The sequence below is a fragment of the Hymenobacter siberiensis genome, assembly GCF_018967845.1.
Classification (GTDB): Bacteria; Bacteroidota; Bacteroidia; order Cytophagales; family Hymenobacteraceae; genus Hymenobacter; species Hymenobacter siberiensis.
In genome coordinates this window covers 746523-772361 of the sequence record NZ_JAHLZZ010000001.1, presented here as the reverse complement: position 1 = coordinate 772361, position 25839 = coordinate 746523, and the positions used below count along the sequence as shown (strand labels likewise).

Annotated in this window: 19 protein-coding genes; 13 read left to right on the top strand and 6 right to left on the bottom strand. The window is 60.4% G+C overall.

Annotated features, from left to right (window positions below; translation table 11 throughout):
* Positions 1-51: 51 nt before the first annotated feature.
* Positions 52-396, bottom strand: coding sequence for an aspartate 1-decarboxylase (gene panD / locus KQ661_RS03290; protein WP_168671702.1), 345 nt, complete (start codon positions 394-396; stop codon positions 52-54).
* 69 nt (positions 397-465) lie between these two features.
* Positions 466-1314 (bottom strand): pantoate--beta-alanine ligase, encoded by an 849-nt coding sequence (gene panC / locus KQ661_RS03285; protein WP_216685642.1) that lies wholly within the window; start codon positions 1312-1314, stop codon positions 466-468.
* A 119-nt stretch (positions 1315-1433) separates the two neighbouring features.
* On the opposite strand from panC, the gene KQ661_RS03280 reads away from it, so the two are divergent.
* From KQ661_RS03280 to KQ661_RS03250, 7 genes are all read left to right on the top strand, one after another.
* A complete protein-coding gene (locus tag KQ661_RS03280) occupies positions 1434-2246 on the top strand; it encodes a glycogen/starch synthase (RefSeq protein WP_216679342.1) in 813 nt (270 codons plus the stop codon).
* Entirely contained in the window at positions 2230-3726 is a 1497-nt protein-coding gene (locus tag KQ661_RS03275; RefSeq protein ID WP_216685641.1) for a DUF4270 family protein, read from the top strand. Before KQ661_RS03280 ends, KQ661_RS03275 begins: the two co-directional genes overlap by 17 nt.
* Positions 3727-3797: 71 nt before the next feature.
* On the top strand, positions 3798-5633 hold the full coding sequence (gene glmS, locus KQ661_RS03270) for a glutamine--fructose-6-phosphate transaminase (isomerizing) (protein WP_216685640.1): 1836 nt from the start codon (positions 3798-3800) through the stop codon (positions 5631-5633).
* A gap of 53 nt (positions 5634-5686) precedes the next feature.
* Positions 5687-7174 (top strand): DUF6056 family protein, encoded by a 1488-nt coding sequence (locus KQ661_RS03265; RefSeq protein ID WP_235726914.1) that lies wholly within the window; start codon positions 5687-5689, stop codon positions 7172-7174.
* Between the two features lie 60 nt (positions 7175-7234).
* Positions 7235-7618 carry a RidA family protein gene (locus KQ661_RS03260; RefSeq protein WP_216679338.1) on the top strand — a complete coding sequence of 128 codons (384 nt, stop codon included), beginning with the start codon at positions 7235-7237 and terminating at the stop codon, positions 7616-7618.
* Between the two features lie 418 nt (positions 7619-8036).
* A complete protein-coding gene (gltX, locus tag KQ661_RS03255; RefSeq protein WP_216685638.1) occupies positions 8037-9587 on the top strand; it encodes a glutamate--tRNA ligase in 1551 nt (516 codons plus the stop codon).
* Between the two features lie 265 nt (positions 9588-9852).
* Positions 9853-10452, top strand: a complete 600-nt coding sequence (locus KQ661_RS03250) for an alpha-ketoglutarate-dependent dioxygenase AlkB family protein (RefSeq protein ID WP_216679335.1) — start codon at positions 9853-9855, stop codon at positions 10450-10452.
* Between the two features lie 412 nt (positions 10453-10864).
* Here the strand turns inward: KQ661_RS03250 and KQ661_RS03245 are convergent, their stop codons facing one another.
* On the bottom strand, positions 10865-13591 hold the full coding sequence (locus KQ661_RS03245; RefSeq protein WP_216685637.1) for a TonB-dependent receptor: 2727 nt from the start codon (positions 13589-13591) through the stop codon (positions 10865-10867).
* A gap of 578 nt (positions 13592-14169) precedes the next feature.
* Here KQ661_RS03245 and KQ661_RS03240 point away from each other — a divergent pair.
* The gene (locus KQ661_RS03240; RefSeq protein ID WP_216685636.1) at positions 14170-15549 is read left to right on the top strand and encodes an FAD-dependent oxidoreductase; all 1380 of its coding nucleotides are present in this window, start codon (positions 14170-14172) and stop codon (positions 15547-15549) included.
* A gap of 340 nt (positions 15550-15889) precedes the next feature.
* Complete coding sequence (locus tag KQ661_RS03235; RefSeq protein ID WP_216679332.1) at positions 15890-16597, top strand: LytR/AlgR family response regulator transcription factor; 708 nt, start codon at positions 15890-15892, stop codon at positions 16595-16597.
* Here the strand turns inward: KQ661_RS03235 and KQ661_RS03230 are convergent.
* On the bottom strand, positions 16594-17229 hold the full coding sequence (locus tag KQ661_RS03230; RefSeq protein WP_216685635.1) for a 3'-5' exonuclease: 636 nt from the start codon (positions 17227-17229) through the stop codon (positions 16594-16596). The two genes, KQ661_RS03235 and KQ661_RS03230, sit on opposite strands and share 4 nt — an antisense overlap.
* A 73-nt stretch (positions 17230-17302) precedes the next feature.
* Between KQ661_RS03230 and polA the strand changes: the two genes are divergently transcribed.
* From polA to KQ661_RS03215, 3 genes are all read left to right on the top strand, one after another.
* Positions 17303-20194: a DNA polymerase I gene (polA, locus tag KQ661_RS03225; protein WP_216679330.1), complete on the top strand. Its 2892-nt coding sequence runs from the start codon at positions 17303-17305 to the stop codon at positions 20192-20194.
* 101 nt (positions 20195-20295) lie between these two features.
* On the top strand, positions 20296-20718 hold the full coding sequence (locus tag KQ661_RS03220; protein WP_216679329.1) for a DoxX family protein: 423 nt from the start codon (positions 20296-20298) through the stop codon (positions 20716-20718).
* 14 nt (positions 20719-20732) lie between these two features.
* Positions 20733-21215, top strand: a complete 483-nt coding sequence (locus KQ661_RS03215) for a DinB family protein (RefSeq protein WP_216685634.1) — start codon at positions 20733-20735, stop codon at positions 21213-21215.
* A 69-nt stretch (positions 21216-21284) separates the two neighbouring features.
* Here KQ661_RS03215 and KQ661_RS22475 read toward each other — a convergent pair whose 3' ends face one another.
* Positions 21285-21407, bottom strand: coding sequence for a hypothetical protein (locus KQ661_RS22475; protein ID WP_262898290.1), 123 nt, complete (start codon positions 21405-21407; stop codon positions 21285-21287).
* Positions 21408-21738: 331 nt separating this feature from the next.
* On the opposite strand from KQ661_RS22475, the gene KQ661_RS22720 reads away from it, so the two are divergent.
* Positions 21739-23364, top strand: coding sequence for an OmpA family protein (locus KQ661_RS22720; RefSeq protein ID WP_216679326.1), 1626 nt, complete (start codon positions 21739-21741; stop codon positions 23362-23364).
* A 110-nt stretch (positions 23365-23474) separates the two neighbouring features.
* On the opposite strand, the gene KQ661_RS03205 is transcribed toward KQ661_RS22720, so the two are convergent.
* On the bottom strand, positions 23475-25649 hold the full coding sequence (locus KQ661_RS03205; protein WP_216679325.1) for a sigma-54-dependent Fis family transcriptional regulator: 2175 nt from the start codon (positions 25647-25649) through the stop codon (positions 23475-23477).
* Between the last annotated feature and the right edge of the window lie 190 nt (positions 25650-25839).

The following is a 25839-nucleotide window of genomic DNA, read 5'->3' as shown; positions in this document are numbered from 1 at the left end:
TGGGTGAATGAGTGCGAGAATTATTCGCTCATTCACCCATTCACTCATTGGTTAAAGCCGGTTGTGCTCGTTGGGGAAAATGACCGTTGGCTTGTGTTGCCGGGCTTCGGCAAAATCCACCAGCGCGTAGGAGAAGATGATAACGACATCTCCCACCGCCACTTTGCGCGCCGCCGGGCCATTCAGGCAAATAGTGCCCGAGCCCCGCTCCCCGCGAATGGTATAGGTTTCAAAACGCTCGCCGTTGTTCACGTTCACGACGGTCACCTTTTCGTTTTCCACGAAATTGGCGGCATCCAGCAGGTCTTCGTCAATTGTCACGCTACCCACGTAGTGCAATTCGGCCTGCGTGACCGTTGCATGGTGGATTTTGGACTTCATTACTTCAATGTGCATAGCTTGGCCCATTAGGCTTTGGTTAGGGGCACAAAGATAAAGCCCTCCTCCGCCCCGCTTCGGTTGGACCTAGCCGCCCACTACCACGTTGTCAATCAGCCGCACGCCGCCCAAGTGAGCGGCCAAGCACAGCACCACAGCCCGGCCGGGCACGTAGCTAGCCAGCGGCTGCAGGGTCTGGGCATCGGCTATTTCCACGTATTCGGGGATGATGCCGGGCTCCCGGGCCAGCGTAGCAAAGGCGTCAGCCTGCACCTGGGCCGGGGCCACCCCCTGCTGTACCTGGGCAGCGGCGGCGCTCAGCACCTGGTAGAGCAGCGGAGCCACGGCCCGGGCGGGCGCATCGAGCCGGCGGTTGCGCGAGGACATGGCCAGGCCATCGGCTTCCCGAATGGTGGGGCAGGCCACAATCTCCAGGTCAAACGACAGGTCGGCCACCAGCTGCTTCACTACAGCCACCTGCTGCCAGTCCTTCTGGCCAAAATATGCCCGGTGCGGGCGGGCCAGATGGAACAATTTGCTCACCACCGTGGCCACGCCATTGAAATGGCCGGGCCGGTGCGCCCCTTCCATCACTTGTTCCAGGGCCCCGAAATCGAACCGCAACACTGCGGACCGGGGGTACATTTCCTCCACCGAAGGCACGAATAAGGCCGTGCAGCCAGCCGGGGCCAGCAGGGCCGCATCGGCCTCCGGCACCCGGGGATAGAGCCGAAAATCATCGGCATTGTTGAACTGCGTGGGATTAACGAAGATGGTGGCTATTACCTCGTTGCATTCGGCCCGGGCAGCCTGCACCAGCTGAATATGGCCGGCGTGTAAGGCCCCCATGGTGGGCACCAGTCCCACCCGTTGGCCAGCCTGGCGCGCCTGTTCGGTGTAGGCTTGCAACCCGGCGGCGGTAGTTAGTATCTGCATAGAAGAGGAAGGCAATTGGAACGGCCCCCAAAGTAGCTTTTATTGATTTTCCGCTCAAAATTGTTTAATTTTGTGCACCCATAGCATGGCCTTGTTCCATTCTCTTCAATAATTTCTTTATGTCGAAGCTACGAATCCTTTACGCGGCCACCGAAATTGACCCCTTTCTCCAGACCACCAAGGTGGCTGAAATGCTGCGGCGCCTGCCCGCAAGCATGCAGGAGATGGGCTGCGAAATCCGGATTTTCGTGCCGCGTTTTGGCATTATCAACGAGCGCAAGAACCGGTTGCACGAGGTAGTGCGCCTGTCGGGCATCAACATTGCTGTTGGCGACGACGAAAAACCCCTGGTCATCAAAGTTGCCTCGATTCCGACGGCAAAGTTGCAGGTTTATTTTATCGATAACGAAGATTATTTCCACCGCAAGTCGGCTTTGGTCGACAAAAACGATAAGTTCTACGCCGACAACGACGAGCGCGCCATCTTTTTCTGCAAAGGCGTACTCGAAACGGTAAAGAAGCTGGGCTGGTCGCCCAACATCGTGCACTGCTCCGACTGGATGACCGGTCTGATTCCGTTGTACCTGAAAACCACCTACAAAAAAGACCCGGTGTTCAAGGATGCCAAGTCGGTATTTTCGATTTACAGCAACGAGTTTCAGGAAAAATTTGAGGGCAATATCCTCGAAAAAGCCAAGATGCTTGACATCGACGATTCCATGATGGCCTCGTTGAAAACGGCTGATTTCAGCGGCTTTATTAAAATGGGCATGGAGTATGCCGATACCGTAGTGCGGTCCGACGAAGATTTTTCGGACAACATGAACGGCATGTTTCACGAATACGCCCTGCACAACAAGCTTAGCCAGGTGGCTACCGACGAAAACCTGCACTCTTCTTACCTAGCGCTCTACAATGAATTGGCTAACTAGCCGCTGTGCCCCTCTGGTGGCGTTTGCCGCACTGGCCCTGACGGGCTGCGACACGGGCACCGCCCTCAACGTGGACCTACCCGATACCTCGGGCATCAGCACTCAATACCTGGACCTGCCCGTGACGAGCGGCACCGTGCGCCTCGCGCCGGTGCAAAGCCTGAAAAAGGACCGTTTCCTCATCGGCCGCCTCAACGACAACGTGGCTGGCCTGACCGAAGCCCGGGCCTATTTCAACTTGCTTAACGGTGCGGTGGCCGACTCGCTGCCTTCTAAATTCACCACGCCGGTAATGGACTCGGTGGTGGTGGTGCTGGGCTTCGACAAGGTGAATGGCAGCACGACCCCGGTGCAATACGATGTCTATCAGCTTGCTAACCCGCTCGACGACCGACAGGTGTACGACGCAGGCACCAGCACTCCGCTGGGAGCGCTGCTGGGCCAGAACCTGACCAGCCGCCTCGACCGCACCCAGGTGCAAACCGTTACGGCAGCTATAGCGGCCACCACCGCCAACCCCGCCGTTCCGGCAGTGACGACCATTGCGCCGGACCCCACCGTGCGCCTGATACTGCAACGCACTACGGCTGCCGCTGGTCAGCCGGCGGTGTCGTCGGCATTTTTCACTAATTTTTTCCAGCAGCTTCAGCAGACCAATTTCACGCAGGCCCAACTCAATGCGTTGCTGAAAGGCCTGGCCATCACTCCCAGCGCCAGTCACAACGCTAACATCCTGAGCTTTGGCCAAAACGGCGTGCCGCGCCTCGTTGTGTACTTCCACTCGACGGGCGCTACCAACAATGTGCTGAAGCACTTTTACCCGATTTACTTCGGGGCGGTATCTGCCTATTTATCCACCGGAGCTTCTACCGCTAGCGACCCCCGCTACTACACTCAGATTATTAACACGTTGCCCCCTGCGCTTCAGGCGCTGGCTACCCGCCCTGGTTTTGTGGCCTCGGGCGACCTCAACAACACCAGCTACGCCCAGGAAGGCACGGGGCTGGGCACGCGCATTGCCTTCACCGGCCTGGCTGCCCTAGCCGCAAAGCCCGGACTGACCGTAAACCGCGCCGAGCTGCGCGTACCGGTAAAGCCTTTTTCCAACGCGCTGTTTACCAACCCTACCCGGCTTTATGCCCTGGAAGTGAACACCGCGAATGAGGTGCTGCAACGCATCGTGAACTATACGACCGTTGACCGGGTAGTGCAGGCCGATGGAACGCCCCAAGTAGGTGCAGGCTTCCCCGCCTACAGCCTGCTGGTTGACGGCACGTCTAGCCAGCCGTACTACAGCATTCCAGTTACTAGCTACTTACAGGCTTACCTGAACAATAAACTCGACAGCACCCCTGATGCCCTGGTGCTGGTGCCCAGCCTTCGCTCCTACGGTAACCTGAACTCGAATACCCTAACCCTTGACCGGGCTGCCATTGATGCCGCAAAAATAACCTTGCGCGTATACTACTCCCAGCGTTAGCGCCGGGCGGGTGACCTGCATCCGGCCACTATACTCAATACCTGACTTTCAATAACTTAACCCCATCTGCCATGTGCGGCATTGTTGCTTATTTGGGCCATCGTGAGGCCTGCCCCATCATCCTCAAAGGCCTGCATCGGCTCGAATACCGCGGGTACGACTCGGCGGGCGTAGCGCTGCTCAACGGCGACCTGAGCGTTTATAAGAAGAAAGGCAAAGTCGCGGAATTAGAAAATTTCCTGAGCGACAAAAACACCCACGCCAATGTGGGTATGGGACACACCCGTTGGGCTACCCACGGCGAACCCAACGACGTAAACGCTCATCCGCACTTCTCTACGTCAGAGCGCATTGCCATCATCCACAATGGTATCATCGAAAACTACGCGGCGCTGAAAACGCACTTGCAGCAGCAGGGCCATGTTTTCCATTCCGATACGGACACGGAAGTTTTCGTGAACCTGATTGAGGAAATCCAAAAGCAGAACCATTGCTCGCTGGAGGAGGCCGTGCGCCTGGCGCTGCACGAAGTGGTAGGGGCTTACGCCATCGTGGTGCTCAGCAAGGATGCGCCCAATCAGCTCATCGCCGCCCGCAAAGGCTCGCCGATGGTGATTGGTATTGGTGAAGGCGAGTTTTTCATTGCCTCCGATGCCACGCCCATCATCGAGTACACCAACGAAGTGGTGTATGTGAATGATTACGAAATCGTGGTTATCCGCGATGGCCAGCTGGAGATTCGCAGCAAGGAAGATGTGAGCCAGACGCCCTATATCCAGAAGCTGGAGATGGAGCTTGACTCCATTGAGAAGGGCGGTTACCCGCACTTCATGCTGAAAGAGATTTTCGAGCAGCCCCGCTCCATCCTCGACTCCATGCGCGGCCGCCTGGAACTGGAAGCCGGCCACCTGAACATGGGCGGCATCCGGGCCTACGAGCAGAAGTTTATCAATGCCCAGCGCATCATCATCGTTGCCTGCGGTACTTCGTGGCACGCCGGCCTGGTAGCCGAGTACCTGATTGAGGACCTGGCCCGCATTCCGGTAGAAGTAGAGTACGCGTCGGAATTCCGCTACCGCAACCCGATTATCACGGAGCGTGACATCGTGATTGCCATTTCGCAGAGTGGTGAGACGGCCGATACGCTGGCCGCCATCGAACTGGCGAAGAGCAAGGGTGCCACCATCTTCGGTATCTGCAACGTGGTGGGCAGCAGCATTGCTCGCGCTACGGACGCTGGTGCATACACCCACGCCGGCCCCGAAATTGGGGTGGCTTCGACCAAAGCCTTCACGGCGCAGGTTACCGTGCTCACGCTGCTGGCCATGATTATGGGTCAGAAGCGCGGCACCATCACCGACACCAAGCTGCGCGAGCTGATGGTGGAATTGGAGACGATTCCGTCGAAAGTAGAGAAGGCCCTGCTGCTGGATGCCCAGATTCAGGAGATTGCCGAGGAGTTCAAGGATGCCACCAACTTCCTATACCTAGGCCGCGGCTACAACTTCCCAGTAGCACTGGAAGGCGCACTCAAGCTCAAGGAAATCAGCTATATCCACGCTGAAGGCTACCCCGCCGCCGAGATGAAGCACGGCCCCATTGCCCTGATTGACGAGAACATGCCGATGGTAGTGATTGCCACCCGCGACGGTTCTTACGAGAAGGTGGTGAGCAACATTCAGGAGGTGAAAGCTCGCAAGGGCCGTATCATCGCCATCGTGAGCGAAGGCGACACGGTGATTCCGGCCATGGCCGAGTACGTGATTGAGGTGCCTCATACTTCGGAAGTGCTGATGCCGCTGGTGTCGGTGGTGCCGTTGCAGCTCCTCTCCTACCACATCGCCGTACTACGCGGCTGCAACGTCGACCAGCCCCGTAACCTGGCCAAGTCGGTGACGGTGGAGTAATATTAAAATAGCCCAATGGTTGCTGCTACTAAGCAAGCCATTCATCCTTCTTAATGAGCAACTCATTAGAGTCGGTTCCCGGATTTTTTCAACGCCACCAAAACCTACTGATTACCGTCAGTTTGGTATTGGTGGCGTTGCCATTTGTGGCGCTGTCCTTTTTCAGCCACCCCTGCCTCGATGACATCTTGGATGCTGTGATAGTACGGAAACTAGGGTTTTGGGCAGCGCAAAAATACTTTTACGTGAGCCATACCGGCCGCTATACTACTACGGTATTGCTGGCCCTGGTGAACCCGCTGATTTACACCCGGCTGGAGAGCAATTGGTGGCCAATGGTGCTGAGCTTTATGCTGGGCACATTGCTGGTGCTGAGGCTCTGCCTGGGCACGCTGCTGCGTATTCCCAACGGAACGGCTTGGCGCGGGGCAGGTTTGCTGCTCTGCCTATGGCTGGCATATGCCCCAGGGCAGGCGGAGGGCTTGTACTGGTTCACCGGAGCTTATACCTACATCGCATCGGCCTGGCTGGCGTTTATCTGGTTGGCCGCCTTTGCACAGCATAGGAAAGTGCGGCAGCGGGGGCAATCCGGTGTGGGCTGGGGGGCAGCGCTGGTTGGGCTGACGGTGGCGGTGGCGGGCACTACCGAGCCGGTCGCTTTTCCGTTTCTGCTGGCGCTACTGGCGGGTGCCCTGCTGAGATGGTGGCGCAGCCGAAGCTTATTCATCGCAGCCCTAGCAGCCCTAGCCATGGCGGGGAGCATCGTTTCATTCACGGCACCCGGCAACTTTGCGCGCATGAGCAGCATGGGAGAGTCGTTTGGCGTAGTAAAAACGCTGCTGTACTCGGGCGTAACCACAGCTTACCTGCTGCTGACCTGGGCCGGCAACCCCTTGCTCCTAGCTTTGTCGGCGCTGCTGCTGCCCACGCTCCACCGGATAGCCCGGCAACGAGACCAATTGCTGGTAGGCTTGCTAAGCCACATCCCGGCTGGCGTGCTGGCCCTTTTTCTGAGCCTACTGCTGGCGGCGGCCAATTACCCGGCCTTTTATGCCAGTGGCACGGGGCTGCCTTTGCGGGCGCGCACCACCATGTATCTGTTTTTTGTCGTCGGTTGGTTTGGGGTACTGCTGGCCTGGTGCTGTCGGCAGGAGCAGGCATCGGCCGTAGTCGCGGCCCTGACGGTGCCGCCTCTGCGGCTGGTATGGATGGGCTTGCTGGTCGTATTCTTTTTTACCGACTTCAATGTGCAGACCCGTCGCCGATTGGCGGGGAACGGCAGCAACAATGCAATGCGGGCTTATCAGCAGTGGCTCGGCGGCGATGCGGCCCGCTACGATGCCGAGCTACGGGCTCGCTACCAGACCCTGGCTGCCGGCAGGCCCACTGTTACGATATACCCGCTGCACACTCGCCCCAGCTTGCTGTATTGCTTCAACGTAGCGGGCACGAGAAATCAGGCTTTCCTGCGGGACTACGCCTATTATTTTGGCGTGCCGCAAGTACTGACCACGCCGGAAGTCCCGGACTTAGCGCAATAACCCGCCAGTATATCCGCCGCATACTTTTACTTTGGCTCCTAATCACTCAACCCCATACCAATGTCCCACCAGATTATCCTCACCGACCAGGCTCCGGCCCCCATTGGCCCCTACTCGCAAGCCGTGAAGGCGGGCAATACCGTGTACGTTTCGGGTCAGATTCCGCTCGACGCCGCCGGGCAGCTGGTAGAGGGCGACGTGGCCGCCCAGACGCACCAGGTGCTGAAGAACCTGACCGCCGTGCTGGCCGCCGCCGGCCTCACCCTGACCGATGTGGTGAAGTGCAGCATCTTCGTAAAAGACCTCGGCAATTTCGCCACCATCAACCAGGTGTATGGCTCTTACTTCGATGAAGCCACTGCGCCCGCCCGCGAAACCGTGGAAGTAGCGCGCCTGCCGCGCGATGTGCAGGTGGAAATCTCCTGCATCGCGGTAGGAGCGTAGCACAAGCATTAGCTTGCTCATACTACCGAACTGGCTTCATCGTTAGCCGCTGGAACAAGCGAATACGCGTTCTACTGCTTATGAAAGAACTTGGACTCGGCCTGCTCATTATTGGGCTTATTTCGCTGGCGCTGCCACTCATCAACCCCAATATTCACTACGTCTTCCTGACGTAGATTGACCAGTGGAGTGCCGCTGTGGCCTGGGGCATCAGGGGCGGCATTACGCTGCTCGGACTGGTGCTCTGGCTGGGTTTTAAAAACCGGGACTGATTTTCATTTAACAATTACCATTTAACAGTCGTTCTCATTGTGCCAGCTGGTCAGCCAGGACGGCTGTTAAATGGTAGTTGATAATTGTTAAATGACCCCGACCTTTGTGGCGCGTTCCGAGCTCCGGGACGCGCTTTTTTTCTGTTATGACCGAAAGAGAAGTTCGGGTGCGTTTCGCGCCCTCGCCTACCGGCCCGCTGCACATTGGCGGCGTGCGCACGGCCCTGTATAACTACCTGCTGGCCCGCAAGCTGGGCGGCAAGATGCTGCTGCGCATTGAGGATACCGACCAGAACCGCTTCGTACCCGGCGCCGAACAGTACATTCTGGAAGCGTTGGCCTGGTGCGGCATCGTGATTGATGAAGGCCAGGGCGTGGGCGGGCCCCACGGCCCCTACAAGCAGAGCGAGCGCAAGCCCATGTACAAGCAGTACGCCGACCAGCTCATCGCGGCTGGCCATGCCTACTACGCCTTTGATACCCCTGAGGAGCTGGATGCCATGCGCGCCCGCCTGCAGGCCGCCAAGGTGCCCAATCCGCAGTACAACAGCATCACCCGCGCCCAGATGCGCAACTCTCTCACCCTGCCCGAGGACGAGGTGAAGACCCTGCTGGAAGGCGGCGCGCAGTACGTAATCCGCCTGAAAGTACCTCGCAAAGAGGAGATTCGCTTTCAGGATTTGATTCGCGGCTGGGTAGTGGTGCACTCCAGCGCCGTGGACGATAAGGTACTGATGAAATCGGACGGCATGCCGACCTACCACCTGGCCAACATCGTGGACGACCACCTGATGGAAATTTCGCACGTTATCCGGGGTGAGGAGTGGCTACCTTCGGCCCCGCTGCACGTTCTGCTATACCGCTACCTGGGCTGGGAAAGCACCATGCCGCAGTTTGCCCACTTGCCGCTACTGCTGAAGCCCGACGGCACCGGCAAGCTGAGCAAGCGCGACGGCGACCGCCTGGGCTTCCCGGTATTCCCGCTGGAGTGGCACGGCACCGACAGCGAAACCGGCGAAGCCACCGTCAGCAAAGGCTATCGCGAAGAGGGCTACCTGCCCGAGGCAATGGTGAATTTCCTAGCGTTTCTGGGCTGGAATCCCGGCACCCAGCAGGAGATTTTCTCAATGGATGAGCTGATTCAGGCCTTCTCAATTGAGCGGGTGAGCAAGTCGCCGGCCAAGTTCGACCAGAACAAGGTGAAGTGGTTCAACGAGCATTACCTGCGCGCCAAATCCAACGCCGAGCTGGCCCCCTATCTGCTCACGGCCCTGCATGAGCACGCCATTGTGTGCAGCCAGAAGAAAGCCGAGCAGATTGTGGGCGTGATGAAGGAGCGAGTGAGCTTCCCGAAGGACTTCTGGCAGGAAGCCAAATATTTCTTCCAGGCCCCGACTGAGTACGACGAAACCGTGGTGAGCAAGAAGTGGAACGCCCCCGTGGCCGCCGCCCTCACGGCCTACGCCGAGGCGCTGCCCACCGCATCCGAAGTTTCGGCCGAAGGCCTGAAAACCCTGTTCAACGATACGATGGCGGCCCAGGGCCTCAAGCCCGGCCAGGTGCTGCAAGCCCTGCGCGTGGCCGTGACCGGTGCCGCCGCCGGCCCCGACCTGTTCGAAACGCTGGTGATTTTGGGCGTGCCCGAGGTGGCTCAGCGCCTGCACACGGCCGTGGCCAGCATTCCCGTGGCAGCGTAATACCCCGGACTTCGCGCCCGTTATACCCAGGCCTTCGGTCTGCACTTGTTCAGCACACGGCTTAGGCTGATGGTTGGACGGGGCAGGACGGAGGCCTGTTTGTGTCCGGTTTGTCGCTTGGTGTACGGCGCCTTTTCAAAGGCACTCCCACCGCCGGGGCGCTTTACTGCCGTGGTGCCCGGGGGTTCTACTTGAATTTCGGACCGCGTTTTTTTGATTTACCGCTCGCACCCGCATGAGTGGACACGAATATTTTTCGTTTGCTATGGCCCTCTTACCGTTGCCCCTGCCCCAAGCCGAGCTGTTGTTCGACCCTGCTTTTTTGCCGGCCACGGCGGCGGATGCACTGCTCGCGCAGCTTACCGCCGCCGTGGCCTGGGAGCAGCGGTCCATCCGCATCTTTGGGCAGGAAATTCCGCAGCCACGCCTCACCGCCTGGTACGGCGATGCGGAGGCCCGCTACACCTACTCGGGCCTGACCTGGGAGCCACGTCCCTGGCTGCCGGCCCTGCAGGCGTTGCGCCAGCGCCTCGAAGCCACCACCGGGGCCCGATTCAACAGCGTGCTGCTGAACCTGTACCGCGACGGCCGCGACAGCATGGGCTGGCACGCCGACGATGAGCCCGAGCTGGGGCCCGGGCCGGCCATCGCCTCGCTTAGCCTGGGGGCCACCCGGCGCTTCCGCCTGCGGCCTCGGGCCGGACTGGCCCACGCCCCCTTCGGCCTCGACCTGCCCAGCGGCAGCCTGCTGCTGATGCGTGGCTCCACCCAGCAGCACTGGCAGCACGCACTGCCCAAAACCGCCCGGCCCATCGGCCCACGGCTCAACCTCACGTTTCGGTGGGTGGCGGGGGCAGCCGGCTAGTAGCGAATGCCCGGGTGGCCATGCAGGCGCGGGCAGTAGCCGTCGCCCACCTTCGTATTCGCCCACTCGCAAAACCGGGGTTGAGATGAGCTGTACCTCCTTTGCCTCGCCGGGCCGGGCGGCAGCCGGAGGCTCATCTGCAGGGAGGGATGACTCGGGCAGGGCAGCGGGCGGGTGGGCCGGGCGGCGGGCAGCAGTAGAACGGGGCATAAACAGGATGAATAATAGCGGTAAGAAGCGCTGGTTATCTCAACCGTTTTCCAGCTTGCTTGCAGCTGCGGCAGCCGGGCGTTTACAAGGAGCGTACCAGCTTGGCTGCCAAGCGCCACAGTAACGAAGCCCGTCATTCGATGGCCATAAAAAAAGCCCCAACCAGAAACTGGTTGGAGCTTCCCGTCAGCAATATTTCTTTCTACTTGATGTCGAACAGCAGCCCGAAATAGCCGATGCGGCCGTAGCTGGGCGCGCCGTACACCTGCAGGTTGGCGGTATCAAAGAGGTTGGTGACGCCGGCTTGCAGCGTGGTATGCAGCGCCTTGAGGCTGTAGCCCAGCTGCGCATCCACGGTCTGGGCCGTGGACACGGTGCCGGTGGCGAAGGTGGACTCGTAGAGGAAGCTATCGACCCAGCGGTAGTTCACGTTGTAGCTCAGCGCCCGGTTCAGCAGCTGGCCATCGAGGCCGAAGTTGAACTTATGCTTTGGCGTGTTGAAGAACGACTGCGTGCCAGCCTTCAAATTCTTCGTAATGAGTTCGTTGTAGCTATAGTTGCCATTCAGGGTGAGGCTTGGAGCGAAGGCGTAGCTCAGCGTGACGCCCGCACCCTGGCTCTGCACGCGCTGGTCTACGTTGGCCGCAATCTGAATTACGCGCACGTTGCTGCCGGGAGCATTGGTGGTGGCCAGCTCGGCCGGCGCGGGACGCGTACCATCGAGGCGGCCCACAAAGTTCTGGGTAGCAATGAAGTTGTTGTACGTGCTGTAGAAGTAGTCCACGTCGATGTAGAGCTTCTTGAACAGCTCGGCGCGGTAGCCCACTTCGTAGCTGTTCACTTCTTCGAGGCGCAGCTTGTCGGCGTGGTAGAGGTTGGCGGCATCGGCCGGCGACGCGCCCTTGAGCACATCCAGCGTGTAGCCGTCGAAACCGCCGCGCACGTTGCCCAGCAGGAAGGCCCGGCCCACGTCGAGCTTGATGTACTGGTCGTTCTGCGTGGGTGCCCGGAAGGCCCGGCTAAAGCTGGCGCGGAAGTTCTGGAGCTTATCGGCTCCCGGCGAGAAAACAACCGATGCCCGGGGTGAAAACGCCATGCCGAAGTTCTGAAACTGGTCGACGCGGCCGGCGGCAGCCAGCTTCAGGTGGCTATCGAACAGGGCTTTGGTGGCTTGGGCGTAGGCTCCGTACTCATAGTTTTTGATGCGGTCGCCGCCCTTGGTATCCTCAAACAGGCTGCCATCGGAGCCCAGCAGGTACTGGCGGTAGGCCGCGCCCACGGTCAGGTCGGCAATGCTATTGTTGAAGGTGTACTGGCCGCTGCCCTCGTTGAGAATGGAGCGAATAACCAGCAACGCGCCCTGCCCGGGCGTTGGGTCATGGATAACTTTGTTGCGAGCTTCGTCAAATAGCTGGGTGCCGGGCTGCAGCAAGGTAGCGGCTGCCCCGGAAGCAGCATTTGCAACGGGCAAGCCCGCCGCCAGGCCGCCCAGGTAAGTGGCCACGTAGCGCTGGCCGTAGGTGGTGGTGGTAGCGCCGGGCACCACCTGATTTTGCAGGAAGCCCCCCAGGAAGCCGAGGTTGTAGGAACCATCGGCCTGCGCCCCGGTGCCGCCCGAGAAATCGTGCGTTGTGAAGGCGCGCACAAACCAGTTGCGGCCTTCCAGCTGCACCCGGCCCTGATGCGCCCCACCATTTACGAAACGGTAGCGGCTGGCACTCTGGTACGTAGTGGTGGCATTGGTGTACTTATAGTCGGCCGTGGCCTTGATGCTGTTGGTGAGGAGCACCGACAGGCTGGGCGCGACTTTGTAGGAATGGGTTTTGTTGTCGCCGGCCACCAGCTCGCTTTCGGAGAAGCCGGGCAGAAACAAGGTTTTGCCGCGCAGCTCGGCCGGCGTCGGAATGGGCTGGCCCTGGGCATTGGTGTAGGGCTGACGCGTGGCCGGGTTCACCAGCACATTGGCAAAAACGTAGCCCGTGTTCACATCGCCGTAACGGCTCACTGCGTCGTAGCCCGCCGCCGAGCCGGGCTGATTGTTGGCTGGCTCAATCAGGGCCGAAGTTGCGTCTTTATTGTCGGCAATAAAATCGTTGGCCACCGTAGCGCCACCCGAGATTTTGAATGCCACCCGCTCGCCGATTTTGGTGGCGTAGCGCAGCTGGCCGTCCAGCAGGTCGCGGTTGCCGCCGCGCAGGCGCACCGTCAGGCCGGGTTCTTTGAAGGGGTCTTTCGAGTTGGTGAGCAGTACGCCGTTGAAGGCGTTGGCCCCGTAGAGGGCCGAGGCCGGGCCGTGCACAATCTCCACGCTGGCCACGTCGAGCACCGGCGCACCCAGCAGGTTGCCGAAGTAGCTGCTCAGGCTGGGCACCTGCGTGTCCATATAATCCGAGAGTTGAATGACGCGCTCCGAGCGCGAGGAGTTGAAGCCCCGCGTGCTGAAGCTGGTGGTGAGCAAGCTGGAGCTGCTCACATCAATGCCCTTGAAGCGGCCGAGACCGGCCACCAAATCGGGAGTCGTAATTTGCTCCACCTGCCGCTGGCTGAGCTTTTCCACCGTCACCGGCACCTGGCCGATGCTTTCCTCTACGCGGGAAGCGGCCACCACCACCTGGTCGAGCACGGCGCTGGGGCGCAGCGTTACCACCAGCGCATTGTCGGGCTGAGCCAGGGTGAGCATCTGGGTTTCGTAGCCCACAAACGAGATGGAAAGCACCTGCGGTCCCTTGGAAAAATCCGCTTTTATCTGAAACTGACCTTCCTCGTTGGTGCTACCGCCATTGTAGGTGCCTTTGAAGAAAATAGTGGCCCCTGGCAGGGGCATTCCGGCCTCCGTTTGCACGGTGCCGCTGATGGTTTGGGGTACCTGCGCCCAGCCGGTCAACGCCAGCATCAGGCATATGATAAGAAAAAAGTAACGTTGTTGCATTATTTGGGAATTTTTAAAAACAGTACGCAAACCTACTACTTATTCCCGGTATCAAGCGCAGCATGCGCTTATTTCATCGTCCCAATAGCCGAGCTATATATTCTGAATAACAATCATTTAGTATCTGATGTCGGGGTGTCCGGTCAATTGCGGGTCTCCTTCTTCCCCCACCAGGCAATTTCCAATCTGCAGCATAACACGGATGGGAACCGGCGGCACCACTACGGATTGCGTGCGCCACCACGCGGCCGTGCAAGGTGCACACCGGCTAGCAGCTGCCAGGGGCAATACCAGCACCGCCGTCCGAACCTGGGCCGTCCGGCACCGCCACCGCGTATAGCCTGCTTGCTTGTATCGGAATCAAAAATGCGTCATAGCAAAAGTTGTTTTAGTTCTAATTCATCAAAGGTCCGGCAAACGTTGTCTGACCAGCTGATTTTACGACCAATTATAAACTTTAAACGATGAATGTAATTGATACCTCGTCGGGTTTTTTTGAGCCCGCCGCGCTAACCGCACGGGCCGTAGTAGCTTCGTCGCGGCTTCGGCCCCACCCCCTACTTCAAGCACCGCGCTCTATGGCCACCCCCGCCCCCGCCCACCCCACCACCGAACGCATCACCGTAATGGGTGCCGGGCTGGTGGGTTCTTTGCTCTCGTTGTACCTGGCCCGTCGCGGGCACGCCGTGGAGGTATTTGAGCGGCGGGGCGACCCGCGCCGCGCCGGCTTCCAGGAGGGCCGCTCCATCAACCTGGCCCTGTCGGACCGGGGCTGGAAGGCCCTGGGCGGCGTGGGCGTGGCCAACGACATCCGCCAAGTGGGCATTCCCATGAGTGGCCGCGTGATGCACGACGTGCAGGGCAACCTCACCCGCCAGCCGTATGGGCACGACGGGCAGGCCATTTACTCCGTGAACCGGGGCCACCTCAACCGCCGCCTGCTCGACCTGGCCGAGGGCCAAACCGGGGTGACGTTTAACTTCGGCCAGCAGTGCCTCGGCATTGACTTGAAAACCAAAGAGCTGCGCCTGCGCGACACCGAAACCCAGGAGGAGCATACCGCGCCCTACACCCGCCTGTTTGGCACCGATGGGGCCTTTTCGGCGGTGCGCAGCGCCTTGCAGCGCACCGACCGCTTCGACTACTCGCAGGACTTTCTCGATTACGGCTACAAGGAGCTTACCATTGCCGCCGGCCCGGGCGGCGCGTGGCAGATTGAGAAAAACGCCCTGCACATCTGGCCGCGCGGGCAGTACCTGATGATTGCGCTGCCTAACCTCGACGGCTCTTTCAATGCCACGCTGTTTTTTCCCTACGAAGGTGCCGAGAGCTTCGCCGCCCTGCAAACGCCGGCCGAGGTCGCGGCCTTTTTCGACCGCGTGTTTCCCGATACCGTATCCCTTATGCCGGCCCTGACGGAGGAGTTTTTTGCGCACCCCACGGGCTCGCTGCTCACCATCAAGTGCTTTCCGTGGAAGTACAACGACGACGTGCTGCTGCTCGGCGATGCGGCGCATGCCATTGTGCCCTTCTACGGCCAGGGCATGAATGCCGGCTTTGAGGACTGCACGGTGCTCAATGCGCTGTTCGACGAGTACGGCGACTCAGCCTGGGACACCATTTTTGCCGAATTTCAGGCCGAGCGCAAGCCCAACAATGACGCCATGGCCGACCTGGCCCTCTACAACTTTGTGGAGATGCGCGACCGCGTGGCCGACCCCGTTTTCCTGCTTCAGAAGAAAATTGAGGCAAAAATCTCGGGCCAGTTTCCCGGCCAGTGGGTTCCGCTGTATTCGCAGGTCACCTTTTCCGATACGCCCTACGCCGAGGCCCTGGCCGCCGGCCAGCGCCAGGATGCCATCATGGCCCGCCTCATGCCCCACATTCAGGCCGAGGCCGACTACGACCAGCCGGCGGTGCAGGCCCTGGTGCAGCAGGAAATGGCCGGCCGCCACTAGGCTATATATGGTATTTTCAATTAATTAGTCCTGCGCCAGCGTGAGCGGCTTGGGGTTGCCAACGGCCCGGGCTCCCGCAACGCACGCCCATCCCATCAACACAAGCCCCGGGGTGCGTGCCCGCATCATAATCCGAAAAGCTAAAGCCGGTAGTTCAGTAGCGCCTTTATATATTGCGTACTACCCTCCCGAAACCTAAATAGCGCCGGTTCCGGTGCCTTCATACTTCCGGGTATTTACCGCGTTTTGCCCCCTGAGTGGTTACTTTATATCGTCAAAGAATTAGACTTCCTAACTTCCACTACCCGGTTCGCGCCCTTTTCGATTCCCTTCCTCTCCTATGATGACCTGCGCTATTATCGACGACGACGAAATCAACCGGCTGACGCTGGAGCACTACGTCGAACTCACGCCCAACCTGAAGCTGGTGGCTTCGCTAAACGACGGCATTGCCGGGCTCACCTTTTTCCGCGAAGGCAATAAAGTCGATGTGCTGTTTCTCGACATTGAGATGCCGCACCTCAGCGGCCTGGAGCTGCTGCGCGTACTCACCAACCCGCCCGAAGTCATCATCACCACCGCCCGGCAGGATTTCGCCGTCGATGCCTTCGAGCTGCGCGTGACCGACTACCTGGTGAAGCCGTTCGATTTTGCCCGTTTCACGCAAGCCGTGCAGCGCGTGGCCTCGCGCCGGGCCCCGGGCGCCGCACCCGTAGCCGACATCCCCACCAGCGCCGACCTGTTTGTGAAGGTGAATAGCCGCATGGTACGCATCGATTTCGATGAAGTGCTGTATGTGGAAGCCCTATCTGACTACGTCAACATCGTGACGCCCAAGCACAAGTACATCGTGTACACCACGCTTAAATCGCTGGAAACCCGGCTGGGGTCGTTCCCGAACTTTATGCGGGTGCACCGCAGCTATCTGCTCAATACCCAGCACATCGAATCCATTGAGGACAATACGGCCAACCTGAGCGGCGGCCACTTTGTGCCCATCGGCAAGTCGTACCAGGAGGCCTTCTTCAAGGGTTTGCAGCGCATTTAAGCTTCCCGGGGTGCTTCGGGTACCTGGAGCGCTTCGGGAGCCGGCACCTGCTTGTACACCGGCAGTTCGTAGAAGGGCCGGAGCAGGCGCACCACATCCAAGGCATCGGCGAGGGCCTCGTGGGCCACTTCGCGCTCCAGGCCGGCGCGCGCCTTGCAGATGCTCATGCTGGGCAGGCGCGCGTCTTTGCGCCAGTTGAGGTAGAAGGCGGCCGGGTCGAGCATGGCGGGCTCGGCGCGCACGAGAGCGCCCCAGCCGGGCAGCTCTTTCAGGAATCCCAGGTCGAACACGCCGATGTTTTTGCCGGCCATGGTGACCGAAAGACAGTCGTTTTTGTCGGGCCGAAAGCCCTGTAGCAGCAGGAAATCGCGCAGCTGGGGCAGCAGCTCGGCGGGCGTGCACAGCTCGGGGTTGGGCTCCTTACGGGCCAGCTCCGCGAAAAGGCGGGCATTGAGGGCAATGGCGCCGGCGGTGCCCGCGTACTCGGGGTGGCGCACCACGCGGCGGAAGGCGGGCAGCTCATTCAGCGGCAGCGGGTGGCGGGAGTCTTCCACCACGGCAGCCAGCTCCAGAATCTGGTGCCGGGCGGGGTTCGAGCCGGAGGTTTCGAGGTCGAGGGAAACGTAGCGCATGGCGAGAGTATACGTAAGAAGCCACGCAACGCTGCCGAGCCAGCACTTTCCCGCCCGGCCGTACCTTCGCCTTATGTCTGACACCGCCGCCGCCGCTCCCAAGAAGCTCTTCCTGCTTGATGCCTTTGCCCTCATCTACCGCTCGCACTTCGCGTTCAGCAAAAACCCACGCATCAATTCCAAGGGCATGAACACGGGGGCCGTGCTGGGCTTTACCAACACGCTGGTAGAAGTATTGCAAAAGGAAAAACCCACCCACATCGGGGTGTGCTTCGACGGGCCGAAAAAGACTTTCCGGCACGAGCAGTACGCCGAGTACAAGGCCCAACGCCAAGCCATGCCCGAGGACATCGGCATTGCCCTGCCCTACATCAAGAAAATCATCGCGGGCTTCCACATTCCCATCCTGATGATGGACGGATTTGAGGCCGACGACGTGATTGGCACGCTGGCCCAGAAGGCCGAAAAGGAAGGCTTCGAGGTGTTTATGATGACGCCCGACAAGGACTACTGCCAGCTGGTGACGGAGAACATCAAGATTTACCGCCCCGCCTTCATGGGCAACGCGGCCGAGATTCTGGACGTGGCCCACGTACTGGCCCGCTTCGAGATTGAGCGCGTGGAGCAGGTGATTGACATTCTGGGCCTCCAGGGCGACGCCTCCGACAACATTCCCGGCATCCCCGGCATCGGCGAGAAAACGGCCAAGACGCTCATTCAGAAGTACGGCTCGGTGGAAAACCTGCTGGCCAATACCCACGAGCTCAAGGGCAAGCAGCAGGAAAACGTGCGCAACTTCGCCGAGCAGGGCCTGATGAGCAAGGAGCTGGCCACCATCCACGTCAACGTCCCGCTCGATTTTGAGGCCGACAAGCTGGTGCTCGATGCACCCGACGAAGCCACCCTGCGTGAGCTGTTCGACGAGCTGGAGTTCCGGCAGCTGGCGGCCCGCATCCTGAGCGGCAGCGGCCCACAGCGCACCCCGGCCAGCGTGGCCGCGCCCGGCAGCACGCCCACGCGCCGGCCCAAGCTGGTGCCCGGCGGCCAGGCCTCGCTGTTCGGCAGCAGCGAGGACGCGGCTGTAGCCATCGGGGCCGAGGAGGGAGAAACCGACGGCTACGGTGCACCCGGCGGCCCGCGCAAACGCCTGGAAGACGTGCCCTACCAGTACCACCTGATGGACACGCCCGAGCTGCGCCAGTCGCTGCTCAGCTTCCTGCTGCAGCAGGAGGAAGTGAGCTTCGACACCGAAACCACCGGCCTCGACACCATGACGGCGCGGCTGGTAGGCATGAGCTTCGCCTGGCTGCCGGGCGAGGCCTACTACGTACCCGTGCCGGCCGACGACCAGGAAGCTACCCAGGCCATCGTGGACGAGTTCTGCCCGTTTTTCGAGTCGAAAACCATTCTGAAAATCGGCCAGAACATCAAGTACGACCTCACCATTCTCAAGCACTACAACGTGCGGATTTCGGGGCCGCTGTTCGATACCATGCTGGCCCACTACCTGATCGAGCCCGACATGCGCCACAACATGGACGTGCTGGCCGAGACGTATCTGCACTACTCGCCGGTGCCCATCACCGACCTCATCGGCCCCAAAGGCAAGAAGCAAATCACGATGGCCGACCTAGCACCCGCCGCCGTGAAGGACTACGCCTGCGAGGATGCCGACGTGACCCTGCAGCTTAAGCACGTCTTCGAACCGATGCTGAAGGAGCTGGGCCTGCTGGGCCTGCTCAACGACGTGGAAAACCCGCTGGTGCCGGTGCTGGCCGATATCGAGTACGAGGGCATCCGCATCGACAGCGAGGCCATGAACGAGTACTCGGCCGAGCTGCAAGGCTACATCACGGAGCTGGAAACCCAGATTTTCCGGGAGGCCGGGCAGGAGTTTAATATCGGCTCGCCGAAGCAGCTGGGCGAAGTGCTGTTCGATAAAATGGACATCGGCAAGGGCAAAGTCAAGAAGACCAAAACCGGCCAGTACGCCACCGGCGAGGAAATCCTGAGCCAGCTGGCCGCCGAAAACCCCATCGCCGCCCTCATTCTCGAATACCGCCAGCTCACCAAGCTGCGCAGCACCTACGTGGAGGCCCTACCCCAACTGGTGAGCGTGGTCGATGGCCGCGTGCACACCAGCTTCAACCAGGCCGTGGCCGCCACTGGCCGCCTTTCGTCTACGAACCCCAACCTGCAGAACATCCCCATCCGCACGGAGCGTGGCCGCGAAATCCGCAAAGCCTTCGTGCCGCGCGACGACCAGCACGTGCTGCTGGCCGCCGACTACTCGCAGGTCGAGCTGCGCATCATGGCCGACTTCTCGGGCGATAAAACCATGATTGAGGCCTTCCGGCTGGGCATCGATGTGCACGCCAGCACGGCCAGCAAGGTGTTTCACGTGCCCATCGAAGCCGTGGATTCGGAGATGCGCCGCAAGGCCAAAACCGTCAACTTCGGCATCATCTACGGTATTTCGGCCTTCGGGCTGGCCCAGCGCATCGGCATCAGCCGCAAGGAAGCCACGGATATCATCGAGACGTATTTCCAGGAATTCCCATCGGTAAAGGCGTTTATGGACGACAGCATCAACCGCGCCCGCGAGCTGGAATACGCCGAAACCCTGCTCAAGCGCCGACGCTACCTGCGCGACATCAACTCGCGCAACGCCACGCTGCGCGGCTACACCGAGCGCAACGCCATCAACGCCCCCATCCAGGGCACGGCCGCCGACATCATCAAAATGGCCATGATTAACATCCACCACTGGCTGCGCGAGGAAAAGCTGGGCACCAGGATGATACTCCAGGTGCACGACGAACTCGTGTTCGACGCCGTGGCCGAGGAAGTGGCCTACATCACCCCCAAAATCAAGGAGCTGATGACTACGGCCTTGCTCCTGCCCCGCGGTGTGCCGTTGGAAGTGGAAGTGGGCAGCGGGCGCAACTGGCTGCAGGCGCATTAAGAACGATATCAGCGCGTCATGCTGGTTTGCTCAACGATGAAGCAATGCACCCGAACCACCGGCCGGCCGTATAGGGCCTACAATTCACTTTCCGGAAAGCTATGCGACAGAAACCCCACACCACCACCCTCCAAAATGTAGCCCGTGGGCTGCTGGGCACCTTTATGGTGGTGGCCGGTGCCGGCCACCTCACCTTCGTGCGGCAGGACTTCCAGGCCCAGGTGCCCGATTTTGTGCCGCTGGACAAGGATACCGTGGTGCTGCAATCGGGCGTGGTGGAAATTGTGCTCGGCCTGGCGCTGCTGCTACTGAAAGGCAAAAACCGGGTGCGAATGGGCATCGGGCTGGCCGCGTTTTATGCGGCGGTGTTCCCCGGCAATATTCACCAGTACACCCACCACCTTTCCGCCTTCGGCCTCGATACGGATGCCAAGCGGCTGGGGCGGCTATTTTTCCAACCCGTGCTGATTGGCACGGCCTTGTGGAGCACCGGGGCCTGGCATGCCTTGAAGAAGCGGAAATAACGCCCAACATTACAATGGACAGACCCAACCAGAAAGCCCTGCTGGCGGAATTAACCAGTCTGCTCACGAAGGGCAACGCCCACGTCACCTTCGAAGAAGCAACCGCCGACCTCACGCCTAAAACCTGGAACCAACGCGTGCCGAACGCGCCCTATACCATCTGGCAGCTGGTCGAGCATATCCGCATTGCGCAGTGGGATATTGTGGAGTTCTGCGTCGAACCCGAACACCAATCGCCCAAATTCCCGGAGGGTTACTGGCCGGCATCCACCGCCACCGCCGATGAAGAGCAGTGGCAGGAAGCCCTGAAGCATATCCGGCAGACCCGTCAGCAGTTTCTTCATCTGCTGCATGCTCCGGGCACCGACCTGCTGGCCCCCATCCCGCACGGCACCGGCCAGACCATTCTGCGCGAGGCCATGCTCATTGCCGACCACACCGCCTACCACGTCGGCGAAATCATCCTGATACGCCGCCTGCTGAAAGACTGGGAATAATGGCCGCTTTCAACCATAAAAGAGCCCAGCACATCCAACGCGCCGGGCTCTTTTAAGGTTGAAAAAAACCTACTTCTTCTGGGTTTTAACGGCTTTGCCCGAGGGCTTGTCCTTGATAACCTCTTCGTTCTGCTTCTCCTTGCTTTTGGTAGCAGGGTCGGTGTGCTTGGGAGTGCTGATGGTATTGACCATGCGGGGGAATGGTTAAAGGTGAAAAGTCCACGAGTGTACGGCTGGGCCGGGTGGGCGGCCACGTTCCCGCAGTTTATGTTCTTGGCTCCGGCCCCGATGAAAAACCTACTTCCGGTACTTCTATTTGTTGAAAATGGCGAATATGGGAATGCCAGGGTTTGGCGGACAATGCCATACCCTCCCAGATTCGGCGACCGCCCGGTGCCTGACTTGGCGGGCCCCGACCTAACCGCTCATTACCCCATCCATCAACCCCAGGTGGCACCGTTGCGTAAGCAAACCTGCCAAAGCCCTGGTTTATCTGGCCGAAGCACCACCTTTTTCGTTCTTTATGAAACACCTCCTCTCAACAACTGCCCTGGTAGCCTGTGGCTTAGCCGCTGCAGCACCACAGGCCCACGCCCAGTCGGCCGACCGCAAATGGGGCATCAGCGGCTATGTGAGCACCCTCCAGTACCGCGGCGACCTCGGCCGGGGCTACCTCAACACCAAAAACAACATCTACGGCGGGGGCCTCACCCTCAGCCGCTACCTGAGCAAGGGCCTCGACATTAACCTGTCGGCCAACCAGTCGGTACTCCGCTACCCATCCGACGGGGTTGGCTTCACGCCCTCGGGCAACCGCTTCGATGCCAACATCAGCAGCTTTGGGCTGGGCTTTAAGCTCAAGCTCAACAATGGCTGGGCCATCAAGGAGGATGCCGTGGTGCAGCCTTACATCTTGCTCCAGCCGGGCTACAGCTACATCTACACCCATCGCAGCGACAATTTCTCAACCGTCAACCAGAACAGCAACTACGGTTCGTTTGATGCGCAGGGGGCCCTGGGCCTCACGTTTCGTATCACGCCGGGCTTTAGCCTGTTTGCTCAGGCGGGCCAGCACGTGCTGTTCAGCGACGATGCCCGCCTAGATGGTGTGGCCGGCATTGGCGGCGATGGCTTCTTCAATAAGTACGACCAATACCTGCAGTTTTCAGCCGGATTCACCGCCAACCTGGGCAGCACTCCCGACACCGATGGCGACGGTGTGAACGACAACAAAGACAAGTGCCCCGGCACCCCCAGCGGTGTGAAAGTGGACGCTAATGGCTGCCCCCTCGACACCGACGGCGACGGCGTGGCCGACTACCAGGACAAGTGCCCCGACGTGAAGGGCCTCGCTGCCCTCCAGGGCTGCCCCGATGCCGACGGCGACGGCGTGGCCGACAACGACGACAAATGCCCCAACACGCCCGCCGGTATTCGCGTGGATGCCAGCGGCTGCCCCCTCGATGCCGACAACGATGGCGTGGCCGACAACCTCGACAAATGCCCCAACACGCCCGCCGGCGTGAAAGTAGATGCCAATGGCTGCCCGCTTGACCGCGATGGCGACGGCGTGCCCGACTACCAGGACCGTTGCCCCGACCGCGCCGGCCCCGCCAGCAACAAAGGCTGCCCCGAGATTAAGGCCGAGGACAAAAAAGTGCTGAACGAGGCCACTAAGTACATCAACTTCGACTTCAATAAGGCCACGCTCAAGCCCTCCTCGTACCCGAAGCTGCAGCAAATGGTGAAGATTCTGAACGACTATCCGGATTACAGCATGAGCATTGCCGGCCACACCGACAGCAAAGGGGCCGACAACTTCAACCTGGGCCTGAGCTACGAACGTGCCAACACGGCGCGCACTTACCTGCTTAGCAAAGGCATCGCGGCCGACCGCATTGAGGCCCGCGGCTATGGCGAAACCCACCCCATTGCCACCAACGATACCGAAGCCGGCCGCGCCCTCAACCGTCGCGTCGATTTCGACCCCTACCTCACCGGCGAAACCAACGCCGCCGAAGTGAAGTATGGCCCGGCTCCGACCATCACGGAAATTAAAGCCGCCGGCAAGCCCGTGCCGACCCGCGCCAACAAGGTGGTGCCCAAAAAGGCCTCCATGAAGCGCAAGGCCCCGATGAAGCGCAAATAAGCGCCTCGCGTTTAATCAAAAAACGGCCCGCTCGATGAGAGCGGGCCGTTTTTTTGTGGGCGTGTTTGAGCCGTCTGACCAGGCTGGCTAAGGGATAAAAGAGGTACTCATCACGCCACCCCCACCGTGCGCCGGATGCCCAGCTTTTTCATGCGGGCTTCCAGCGTTTTAGGGTTGATGTCGAGCAGCAAAGCCGCGCCTTGCACGCCGCTTACCCGGCCGCCGGTGTGCGTGAGCGCCGCCAGAATGTGGTCGCGCTCCTGTTCCTTGAGCGTTTTGATGGGGGCGACGGTGGGAATGGCGGCAGCACTTGCGGCCAGCCCCAACGGCACGGCCGCAAAGCCCGCGAACTCCAGAAACTGGCCTTGGCTGACAATGATGGCCTGCTCCAGCACGTGCTCCAGCTCGCGGATATTGCCGGGCCAGGAGTACGCCTGCAGGGCCGCCAAATCGCTGGGGCGCACCTGGCGGATGGGCTTGCCCAGGCGCTTGCTCAGCCGCTGAATGAAATGGCGCAGCAGCGGCTCGATGTCTTCGCGGCGCTCGCGCAGGGGAGCCAGCTCGATGGGGAAAACGTTGAGGCGGTAGTATAAATCGGCGCGGAAGCGGCCGGCGGCCACCTCGTCGACCAGCACACGGTTGGTAGCGGCGATGACGCGGGCATCAGAGTGCAGCACCTTGGTGCCGCCCAAGCGCTCATACTCGCGCTCCTGGAGCACGCGCAGCAGCTTGGCCTGTAGGTCGAGGGGCAGCTCGCCGATTTCATCGAGGAAAATGCTCCCACCATTGGCCAGCTCAAACTTGCCGATGCGGCGCTCTACGGCGCCGGTAAAGGCTCCTTTTTCGTGGCCGAACAGCTCGCTTTCGATGAGCTGGGCGGGCAGGGCGGCGCAGTTGAGCTTGATGAGGGCACGGGCGTGGCGGGGCGAGGCGTTGTGCAGCTCACGCGCCACCAGCTCCTTGCCAGTGCCGGTTTCGCCGGATATCAGCACCGTGGTATCCGTGGGGGCCACCAGGCTAATGCGACGCTCCACCAGCTGCAGGGCCGGGCTGCTGCCGATGAAAGTACCTGAATTGTCCCCGAAGCGGGCCGAGGTATTGATTTCATCAACCAGATAGGTGCGCTCCTGCTCTACCTGGGCCTTGAGTTCCTCAATCTGCTCGAAGGCGAAGAGGTTTTCCAGCGCCAGGGCAATCTGCGGGGCGAGGGCGACCACCGTGGCCAGGTCCTCCAGGCTGAAGGCGGTGGGGTTGGGCGAGGCCAGCATGAGCACGGCCGCGCCATCGGCCCGCTGCCAGATGGGCACAATGAGCATGGCCCGCGTGCCGTACTCCTCATACACGTGCCGCAACAGCGGGTAGCGCTGGGCCTGGGCCCGGAAATCATCGGCGGCGTAGAGGCCCGGCACCTTCAGCAAGTCATTCAGCTGTTGGTACATGGCCGACGTATCGAGCTGGTTCAGGCCGTTTTGGCGGTTGGGGTCGAGGGCCAAAAGCGGAGCATCCGGGCCTCTGCCGGAGCGTGAAAACTCGGCGAAGCCCTCGAACGGCTCCTGCCGCCCGGCCCGCTGCACCCGCAGGCCAAAGTAGTCGAACCGCACCACCTGGCTCAGGGCCCCGGCCACGGCCCGGAACAGCGGCTCGCGCTGCTTGATGCTGAGCAGGGCGTTGGTGATGTTGAGCTGCAGGGTGCGCTCCTGCTCGCGGCGGGCCACTTCCTCAAAGGCCAGGGTATTGGTAACGGCCACGGCGATGAGGGAGCCGATTTTTTCCAGCAGCTTTTCGTCGGCGGGCGTGAGGTTGGGATTGCGCCGCGAGGCCAGGGTGAGGAAGCCCGCGAGGCGGCCGCCGAGGTGCAACGGCACGGCCGTGAGGTGCGTCACGCCCAGCTTTTCAAACTTGTTGTAGGGCGCGTAATTCGGGTAGTTCGCCATGTACTCCCTCGGCGTGAACTGCCGCACGCGGGGGTCGGCCACGAGTACTTCGAGGGGCGTGCCGGCAATAGGCGAGAACTGCTCCAGGCCATCGGGCAGGGCGGGGGCTTCGTCGGCGCCGTAGTAGTCGCGCAGGAATAAGCGCTTGTACTGCAGGGTTTCATCGAAGACATTGATGCCGATGAGGTCGAAGGGGAAGATGAGCCGCAGCTTGGTCGTGACCACCTTGAACAGCTGGTCTTTGTCGCGGATGGTGGCGATGGCCTCGTTGAGGTGGAGCAGCAGGGTTTCGTCGGTGGTGGGCATGGAATGCAGCGCATGCTTCAGCTTGCGCGTGGTTAGGCTGTACAAACTGGCATAAGCTAAAGCATATACCACACATTTCCTCAAATATCAGGAGTAGAAACAGGTAAATTCCTGCCATTTGAGGAATAAAACCAGAACATGCCAAAGACGTAATATTCTATAATTCGCCGAAATTAATTTTAAACACTTAGTATTCAATGGATAAATATGATACAGCTCTCTCCAATTGGTGCTG